Here is a 9,687-nt window from a genome sequence, read left to right on the forward strand (position 1 = left end):
CCGATTAATTTACTGGCTTGCTACTCTGTTCTTCCGTAAGTAACAGCAGCTCAAGCTGTGCTTTAGCTGCTGCCTCCAATCTCCATACACTCAATAATCGGTTAAGTGCTGCGCGATAAGTACGACTTTTGAGTAAAAAAGCGAGCGTACTTGTGTAGTTGTTTACGACTCGCGCTTGTGTCTCGACCAATGCGGTTTTGTTTTCGATGTCGATGTGTTGAAGGTTAAAGTCAGGAAGAAACGCACACTCATACCATACCTCTACAATTTCACGAATTTCGAGTTCTTCTTCAGGCACGTCGAAGTCTTGTAAATGGTAGTTTTCTGGTATTGTTGATAAATAAACCACATCCAATTTGTCTGCAACAAATGTATACATCGGATTCCTTAGTGTACGCGCTTACAGAGTAAATAGTCTCATCGTTTACATTTTTGTCAATGACCGTGCTCAATTATGAATGATGAACCACACCACATTCCGAACTTAACTTAGACTTTTTAAGTACTTATCGGTTAACCCGAAATACTTCAAGTTGCCATCTGGCTCCAAGACTAAGCTCATATTGGATGTAGAGATCATGCCCGGATCATTCGTTGAGAAAATAACGGTCTTATTGAGTAGTTTGTCGCTGAATAACCGCTTGAAGTAGTGCGAGTTTTCTTGCTCAGCACCATTAAATGGCTCGTCAATGATAATCAAAGATTGTTCGCAGTTACCTAGCCCTAATGCGAGCCGCAGTCTTTGTTGAATACCATTTGGTAAACTTTTACAGATATCAACGCTCAATTGAGTGTCCAGGCCTTGTGGCAACCATGTATCGAGCTCAAAGAAACTCACCATTTCACGCATTTTTTCTGTTGGGATTAACCCATTATGCAAGATGAAGTTAGTCTCCAAGGAGCCTTCAAAAATATGCAGGTTAAACGGGATGTAGTTAATCGAGGTTCGATAGCGGTAACTGTTGAATTGTTTGATGTTATAACCGTCCACCGAAACTGAGCCTTGATAGCGTTCCTCTAGCCCAGCGATAATAGAAATGAGCGTCGTTTTACCGCAACCTGTTGGTCCACAAATCACAACTTTTGCGCCCGGTGGAATTTTAAAACCAAGATTAGTTAAGCCTGTTGCCGCACCACTATAACGATGGCTCACACCAGAGCCGACGATACTACCTTGAAATAGGCGAATAGGGGGGCTTTTCTCTAACGTTAGCTTATCGTCATTCATCGCCATAAGGTTGTTGATTTGCGCAGAAGACGCCTTAATGGATTGGAACTTAGAAATAGAGTTGTAGATGCCCATAATAGGCCCCAACGCCTTCCAGACTAAAATTACGGTAGCAAGCATTGCACCTGCATCGGAGGTGCCGTCCATCACGCCGATAACGGCCGCGACGATACTTGCGGTACCAATAACCTGAATCAAACTCCCGCCTGCTGCCTGAACCCTGCTATTAGTCACTGAAACATGTTCTGCATCGTTGGTGCTTTGTAAATGCGATGCGCTAAAGCGGGACTGGATAACACGCAATAATGGCAAGCCTTGGATGGTTTTTATACCACGAAGAATCTCATTCCATTGGTAAGAAACCATGGCGTTGGCGCGAGAGCTCTTGGACGTGGCTTGCGAGTAGATGTAACGAGAATAAACACAGAACACCAACATTAGAATCAACCCCGCCATAACGACTAGCGCTGCGGTACCAGACATAAGAGCAATGGCAATAATGAATACGATAACAAACGGCATGTCGAAGTAGCTTAATGTTGACTCTGCGGTTACCAAACGGCGGAAAGTGTCGATGTCCTTCAATCGTGCTAACTGAGAAGAGACACCAGCGGTAGATGTCATCGAATAAGGAAGCCACAACAGTTTGGATATTACGTTTTGAGAAATATGCACCGCCAAATCCTTTCCTGATGTGGCGATGATGTTGACCCGCATTTTCTTGAAAAAGTATTCCGAGAACCCAACAATCACAGCAAATAACGTGAGCCAATAAAGCGTGGCTTGCGAGCTAGAGGTTAAGGCGAAGTTGTACACACTCATAATAAAAAAGGGCTGGAGTGCGCCGAGAATGCTGACCACGAAGCTGAGAATAATCAGGCTTTTGAGTTCATTGTTGTAGCGATAAAACGCGTATTTAATCCAGTTACTGCGGTCTTGAGATTCAGGTGGCGGTTCTCGGAATAAGCGGGAGTATTCGCTGATCGAGACCAACAAGCACGGCTTCTTGCAGAGCGGGTATTCAATGGTGTTGTTATTTGTGTAATCAAACAGGATCAGTTTGCCGTCTTTAGTGCCCAAGAAAATCGCAGTGAGGTTTTCTATCTCGATAAAACAAGGATGAGGATGCCCCTCGATGTGCTCCAACGTTTTTAGTTTGGTGACGTCACAACGGTAACCAAGGCGTTCAATCGTAGCGATAAAACTGTCGCTGTCTTTTGGTTTAGGGATAAAAGCGTCGCTGAGGATAGAAGGTGTGCCTTCCCATTCAAGCGCTATGAGGGTGTAAGCTAAACCACGAATCAAAGGTGACTCATTGTATCGCTCGTCATAACTGCGAGCCTCAAAGTCCAACAAGCGCTGAGGGACATTATTAAAATCAACCAAAATACTCATTGGTCACCTCCGGTAAGTTTGACGCGTTTGAGGCGATGATTGAGTTTGTCCATCTTGTTGCTGACGATGATGAGGATTTTGTCGTTGGCGCGATAGGCGGTGCTGGTCAAAACCAATCGAGCAAAGTCGTCATCATAAACACAGTCGATGTCGTCGAAGATCAACACACGTTTGTTCGCGAGTAAGGCACGCACTAACAACAAGGCATAAGCGACTTGGCGCGAGAATGGGTTGCGTAAATGTCCTTTAAGCTCGGTGTAAAAACCAGCGGGAAGGGCATCGATTTGTGCCTTGATGTTCATGGTTTCGCAAAGCGCAAATGCCGTGTTATTTAAGCTCGGGCGGAAACAAGTCAAGTTGTCGATGATGGTGCCTTCGACGAACGAACTGGTTTTGTCGACCATGAGCACGCTATTACGCCAGACGTTGTAGTTGACGTCATCGAGCGGTGTCTCGTTGATTTGGATATCGAGCTTGCTGTCGGTGTTTTGCCGCGTAATGCAATTGGCGAGGTGGGTTTTACCTGCGCCGCTTTTCCCCGTCAGCAAGTAAGCCTGACCGCGTTCAAACTCAATGCGTTGTTTTTCCGAATACTTCACCGAGATGCGCTCGACTTCCGTCGTGTCGTTTTGTTGTTCTATAGATGCAGCAAGCTCAAGCAGCTCGGCGATACGTTGAATATGAAGCTTGTTCAACTCCCATCGACTCACCGTGCGCATTACTTGCTGGTATGGCGCGAAGTAGCGGTTGGTAAGCATGATGATGGCAGCCATGATGCCTTGGCTCGATTGCATGTTGATAACTGCCGTTGCCAAAACCACCACCACACAAGCGATGGAGAGCTGTTGTATGAGCGACAAGATAAGGTTGAAGTTTGATTCAATTTGCTCGTATTTGATGTTCTCGACTTCACGTTCTTCCACCATTTGTGTCATCAAGCTCTCAACGCGATATTCCATATTGCGCGCTTTGATATCGAGTGGGCTAGAGATGATCTCGATGATTTTAGAAGTAGTTAAGCCTTCGATGTCGGATTTGTTTTCTAAGCTGTTGATTTTCTGCTTAGATAGGCTCAGTGCGAACACCGCCAAAATGATGGAGGCGAGCAAGATGGTCACTCCCGCCCAAATGTTGATCACACCGATAATCAGAATGGTCAGTATGCTGACGGCAAGGTTGATCAATGCCCGTACAGATTCTCCGCCAAAGAAGGATTTAATCTCGGGAATGGTGGCAATACGCTCTAAGTATTCACCGGGTTCTAGGCGACGAAACTTCGATATCTCAGCCAAACAGATGGATTGAAACACCTTGTTGGTTAAGTTAGTTTCGAACTGCTTCATGATCACCGACGAAATCTTCTCTTCCTGATTCTTTAAGTGATAGTCGAGGAAGATAGTGATCAAGATGATGGCAAACAGAAGAAACAGCGTGTCTTTGGCTTGGTTAGGTAAAACACGGTCAAAGATAATAAGAATCGAAAAGGGCAGCACTAAACCAAACAGTGTTGAGATGACCGTTGAGAAAGTCAGATAACACTTGTCAGCAAAGTTAATCTTTTGGGAAAAGTGCTCAGTTTGCATTGCGACCTCCTTTCTTAATCGATGGTTTAGAGAGAAGGTGTTTTGGAACTAAGTCTTGATTGCTTCTGCCTTCGATATCGCTCATCAACTGCATGATGCTTTCGATAGATTGAACCGATAGCATGCCTTTGATTTGCTCAAGATTGATCGATTCAATGATGTAGTCATAGCGCGCGCTCTCGTAATCACGTAGCGCGCTGAACAGTTTACTTTCCGCTGCCAGTAAGTCGGTAATGGTTCGCGTACCAAGCTGATAGGCGCGTTGAATGCCTTTGTAGGAAGCGTAGTTGGCACGGATGATGTTCTCGTAACTGCTGATGGCGCGGGAGAAGTCATTAATGTTGAGTACTGAGGTGTTAACGCTATTGCGCGTCGCGAACAATGAATCTTGGTACAGCAGCTCGGTTCGCTCGATGGCAGTCGACGATTTTTGATAACCGTAGTAATCCGAACCGCCGGAGAAAATTGGCACATTCAAGTTCAACCCGACGCTGGTCGAGTTACTGTCCCCTGTTGCGGTTGGGTTGGTTCGGTCATAGTTGTTCGCATCGTCGTAACGGTAACTGGCAGAGAGCGATACGGTCGGCACAAAGTTTGAACCGCTTTCTTTCAAGCCTCTTCGGCTGCGCTCGACGGTTTTCTTCGCAACCAATAAGTCGTTATTGAGCTTCAAAGCTTGTTCAAGAATCTCACGTTGTTCGGATTCGCTGATTTCCGCCAAGGGCACGCTTTCGTAGATGTCCTGTGATGGGGTGACTGGGTATTGAACTTGAATCTCTAAACCGTTCAAAATTACGCGCCGGTCTTTCTCTAAGGTTCTTAAGCGATTGGCAATGCCTTCTTTCTGGGCAATTACCTCATACAACTCGCTCGCCGCAGTGTTGCCAAGTTCCACGTTGCGACGCATTTGGCGCTCACGTGTTTCAGACGATTTAAGTTCTACTTGGGTGGCTTTGATTTGCGCGTTGTTTTTGAGGTATTCGAAATATTGCGTCGCGATTTCAGAAATGGTGCTCTGGATTTTGTTCTCGTGTTTGATTTCTTCAATGTTGAAATCAAGCTTCGCGGTGCCGTATTTAAAGATGTCACCAAGGTTAAACACCGATTGGGATAAAGACACACTGTAGCTGTTCGAGTTGTAGCTAGAACGTGTATCCGGTGTTCCCGTTAATATGGTTTCGTTTTCATTCCATGTGGTATCAGCAGCACCGTTTAAAGAGGGTAGAAACTTAGAACGGCTAATGTCGATGTTGTATTCGTTTTCTTCCACGCCTTTGTCACTAGCGCGCAGAGATAAATTGTTTTCCAAGCCGAGTTTGACCGCCTCAAGCAAGGTGGTCGCCATTGCCGAAGGAGCGTTGCTCAATGTAAGCGCTGCCAATACGCAGCTAGTTAAGTTTCTGTACCGCCACATACTTGTTGATCACCTTGATGATTTCGTCGTTTTTATAAGGTTTGCTGATCACGTAATCCATTCCAGCTTCGATACAAGCTTGGTGTTCATTACTGCTGGTCAATGCTGTCGCGCCTATGATGGTGCAAGGGTTTTGTCCGCTCTCTTGTTCGTATTGTCGAATGCGTTTGGTTGCTTCAATACCGCCCATGCCAGGCATGATGCAGTCCATAAAAATGATGTCCGAGCGCTGATTCATGAAGTGCTGAACAGCGTCTGCGCCATCGCCAACGGTGTCGGCTTCGTATTCTTGCTTGCTCAAAATACGTTTGAGTAGAATCTGTTGAACACGGTCATCTTCCACAATCAGGAATGAGCTGTTCTCCATCTGATCTTCTGAGGCTTCCGCTTCCATGATTGCTAAAAGATTGGGGATAAACTCATACGGAATCGCAGGGGAGTTCAGAATCTTGTCGACAAAGGTATGGCTCTCTTGCGCTTGCTGAGTGCTAGTGACCGAGAGCAGCAACTTGGTGTTCGGGTGATTGCGCAGTTGCGATTTCACCGTTTTGCTCAGTGAGGGCAGCTTGTTTGGCTCGAACGTGTCGGTCAGCATGATGGCATCGTATTCGCCAAAGGTTTTTGCCGCAGAGAAGAGTTCGTTCGGCGTTCGAATTGGCGTAATCTCTAAGCCCAAGTTGACTAACATTTTGCTCATCACATCAATGCGCAGCTGAGAGTTGGCACACAGTAATAGGCGCTTATTGTCGAAGCGAGTTTTCTCGGTGTGGAAGCTTTTGGCTTTCAAATCGAGCTGAATTTGAAAACGTTCCTGATTGCCCGATTGATACCAATGGCTCTCGTAATAGCCATAATCTTTCAACACGCTTTTCGCCAAATCGTCTTTGGTTGCAGTGTGCTGTTTATGGTCGCTCCAGTGTAGGGTATTGAGCTTGGCAAGCGGCACATCCAGCGTGGTTAAGAAGTTTAGATTGATGGTCAGGCGGGTATTTTCAATGTCTGACGCCGCACCTGATTCAATGGTGACAAACAGTTTCTTGTCGGCTTTGAGTTGGATGGCATTTGATAGCTGAAGGAACAACACCCAGAATAAGCTGGTGGATTGTCCTTCAACACGGTTTGGTAAGTTATCTGAGATAAAGCAGTCTAGCTCACCTTCATTTCGCTGCACTTTTGAACTGATGTGAATCATCAATTCAGACAGTACATTCAGCAGTGAAAACTCTTTCGATTTGCTCTCGGTCCCTTGTGAAATGAGTCGGTTGTAGTTCTCTGCCAATTCAGACAGGGTATTGGCAGCCGAGGTTATATCTTGCGCCATCAACACTCCGCTCTCATCGGTCTCTTGAACGAGATATTGCACGCCGCCGTTAATGGTGTTGGTGATGCCACGAATCTCGTAACCAATCAGAGCATAGAGCTGCTTGTAGAGATCGTTATTGCGTTTTTGCTCTTCGAGTTTGCTGAAAATCAGTTTTAGGTGTGAGTAGATCTGACGCTGCTTAGGATTGATGCTCACTTCATTCAGCAACTCTTCCAACCTTTGTAAATCCAGTAGTTTGAGTTCTTGATAAAGCTCATCGAATTCTTGGTCAATGTCTCGCTCATTCGAGCTGGATTTTTTCAGTTTAAGGATTGCCACCAAGTTCGATAGCACTGCGATACCAACCAGTACGACAACGACCACAAACAACCAAATGAAGAACTCGTTTTTCTCCATCATTAGGTCACTCGCATGGTTGTTAAATATGGTCCGGTAGTTGTCGTCCATTTGTAGGTAGTTATTGGTGAGCGAGAGGTACAGTGCCAACACATCGTCGCGTGTTTTTTGGCTGTCTGAGAAGCGATTGATTGCCAGTTCAAGCTGCGTGTATTCGGTCGCGCCCACCAAGCTAAACTCGGTTTTGTTGAGTGACGCGAGCGACTTAAATTGGTCAATTTCGTCTTTCAGAACCTCAAAATCAAGCTCTGTTGTACTGCAATAACGTGCGCTTAAACAGCGTTGAAGCGTTTGAATATCAAACTCGATAGTTTGGTTGAGCTGTTGAGCTTGAACCAACAGAGGCGCGTTTTGCACTTTCTCGACTGAATCCACTTTTTCCCAAGAGATATACAAATAAAAGGCGAGGGCAGCCAGCATCAAGCTGAAAGCGATGCTTAGGCGCATAACAGGAACGGAAATATTGTAAGAAGGTTTGCTACTCATCCATCACCTCTCATCGAATGCGTCTTCGATAGCCGACATAACCGGCTTCGCTGCGTATTCGATCACCCGGCGTGAACCTGTTTTCACGTCTGCGGTAAACTCCATATAAGGGGACAGCTTGTATTGTGTGCCTCCGCGCTCTAGATAGTTTTGACTGATTTGGATTTCCGCGAGGTAGAATTCAGCGTCTTCTTCTTCATAAGAAGAACGGCTGATCGATGCAATTCGACCTTCCAAAAATCCGTATTTGGCAAAGTTGTAGGTATCCATCTTCACTTTGACCGCTTGTCCGATTTCTACAAAACCCATGTCTTTACGCGGGATCTTCGCCTCTCCGTGAAGGGCGTTATTGATCGGTGCAATGTCCGCGATGCTTTCACCTGGCGGTATCACAGCGGAGCGGAAGTTGAAGTGCACTTTATCTACTACACCGTCAATAGGGGCGTAAACCACGAGGCGATCCACTTTATCTGAGTGTTGAGGACGTAATATACGTTTCAACTTTAAGTCCTTGTTTGCTTGAATGATTTGTGCTTGATACTCGGCATTACGATTCTCCACCAAGTCTCGGTACTGCTTCTCTAGTTTGTCGAGTTGGAAGCGCTCATTCATGACCGACTCATCAAGGTTTTCAATCTCACGCACCATGTTTGACTCTTGAACCTGCATATTCAGAACATCGACGTAAGACGCCATTTCCTCTTTGTACAAGGTGTTCTTAATATTGAGCTGCTTGCGTATCAAGGAGAGCTGGTTCTCGGAGCTTTTACGGCGCTTGAGCATTGAATCAATAAGCGAATTCTTATGTTGGATATCGTGAGTGATCAACTCTTCATTGGAACGGTTTTTAGAAAATTCTTGCTGCCAGGTATTCATGTTGACTTGCACTAATTTTGGGTACTTTTCGATGTAGGCAGAAAAATCGGGTTCCACCATATCGCGCAGGCTTTCGTAACGAATCTTGTCTAGCTCAAGCTGAATGATCTCTGTGTTTACCGTATCGAGTTGAGTGTTTCTATCCAGAGAGCGAAGGCGTGCAATAGGCTGACCTTCGTAAACTACTTCGCCTTTGCGCACTAGCATTTCTTCTAGAATACCGCCTTCAAGGTGTTGCACTTTTTCGATGTCAGATTCGAGCAATAGCTCACCGCGCACCGACACCACAATGTCGATACGAGCCTGAGATGCCACGGCGATAGCCACCATGGAAAGCAAAAAGATAACCAGCAAGGTTTTGTGTACGCTGGTCATTGCACTGGCTAGCACGATTGTATCGTCTGTTGTTACCTTCGAAGCTTCGTTGTTCGAAACGAGCGCCTTTTTGAGGTGATGTTCTATTTGCTTATTGCTCATGAGCCACCCCTACGATTCACTACCTGTGCGGCTATCGATTGAATTTTCGATTTTTAACAGCTGGCTAATTTGTTTGTTTACGTTGTTAAGCTCGGTTTTAACATCCTCGATCAATTCATTAGGAGCAGGGAAATGGTGTTTGTTTAAGTGTTCAAGCTTTGCCAATTTTGGTGGTAAGTCGTCATCACATAACAAGACGAGAATGGTCTTTAGTCTTTTTGAATAACATCTGAGTGCTTCAAAACGGTTTTGTTTATGCAGCATCTCAATATCAATCCCTGCGTCACTGAAATCTTGGTAAAAATCGCCTAATAGCAATTGCAGCCCTTTATGGCTGTTGTCGACTGAGCGCAACAGATTTGTCATATTTATCATTATCCCACCGCACTAATTGCTTTAATGACAACAAGTAAGGATCTTTATACTGGGTTTTCAAATTTTTTGTTTTTATGGAACTCGAAAGGTATGAAAAAAGTTGTATAAAAAAGTTGGTTTCTAAAAATGGTGT

The 9,687-nt window shown here is 45.3% G+C and carries 7 protein-coding genes; all 7 read right to left on the reverse strand.

What is annotated here, in order from left to right; all coding sequences use genetic code 11:
* Positions 1 to 4: 4 nt before the first annotated feature.
* The gene (locus R8N46_RS03010; protein ID WP_064369162.1) at positions 5 to 379 is read right to left on the reverse strand and encodes a hypothetical protein; all 375 of its coding nucleotides are present in this window, start codon (positions 377 to 379) and stop codon (positions 5 to 7) included.
* A gap of 105 nt (positions 380 to 484) precedes the next feature.
* Positions 485 to 2,623, reverse strand: coding sequence for an ATP-binding cassette domain-containing protein (locus tag R8N46_RS03015; RefSeq protein ID WP_053350479.1), 2,139 nt, complete (start codon positions 2,621 to 2,623; stop codon positions 485 to 487).
* The gene (locus R8N46_RS03020; protein WP_005389021.1) at positions 2,620 to 4,206 is read right to left on the reverse strand and encodes an ATP-binding cassette domain-containing protein; all 1,587 of its coding nucleotides are present in this window, start codon (positions 4,204 to 4,206) and stop codon (positions 2,620 to 2,622) included. Before R8N46_RS03020 ends, R8N46_RS03015 begins: the two co-directional genes overlap by 4 nt.
* On the reverse strand, positions 4,196 to 5,620 hold the full coding sequence (locus R8N46_RS03025) for a TolC family protein (protein ID WP_318098135.1): 1,425 nt from the start codon (positions 5,618 to 5,620) through the stop codon (positions 4,196 to 4,198). Before R8N46_RS03025 ends, R8N46_RS03020 begins: the two co-directional genes overlap by 11 nt.
* Positions 5,595 to 7,826, reverse strand: coding sequence for a response regulator (locus R8N46_RS03030; protein WP_005389023.1), 2,232 nt, complete (start codon positions 7,824 to 7,826; stop codon positions 5,595 to 5,597). The genes R8N46_RS03025 and R8N46_RS03030 overlap by 26 nt, the downstream gene beginning before the upstream one ends.
* Positions 7,827 to 7,829: 3 nt before the next feature.
* Positions 7,830 to 9,179 (reverse strand): HlyD family type I secretion periplasmic adaptor subunit, encoded by a 1,350-nt coding sequence (locus R8N46_RS03035; RefSeq protein WP_213972137.1) that lies wholly within the window; start codon positions 9,177 to 9,179, stop codon positions 7,830 to 7,832.
* A 9-nt stretch (positions 9,180 to 9,188) separates the two neighbouring features.
* The gene (locus tag R8N46_RS03040; RefSeq protein WP_031777210.1) at positions 9,189 to 9,557 is read right to left on the reverse strand and encodes a hypothetical protein; all 369 of its coding nucleotides are present in this window, start codon (positions 9,555 to 9,557) and stop codon (positions 9,189 to 9,191) included.
* Positions 9,558 to 9,687 lie beyond the last annotated feature (130 nt).

Origin of the sequence: Vibrio sp. 1874, assembly GCF_033344395.1 — a bacterium.
GTDB lineage: Bacteria > Pseudomonadota > Gammaproteobacteria > Enterobacterales > Vibrionaceae > Vibrio > Vibrio alginolyticus.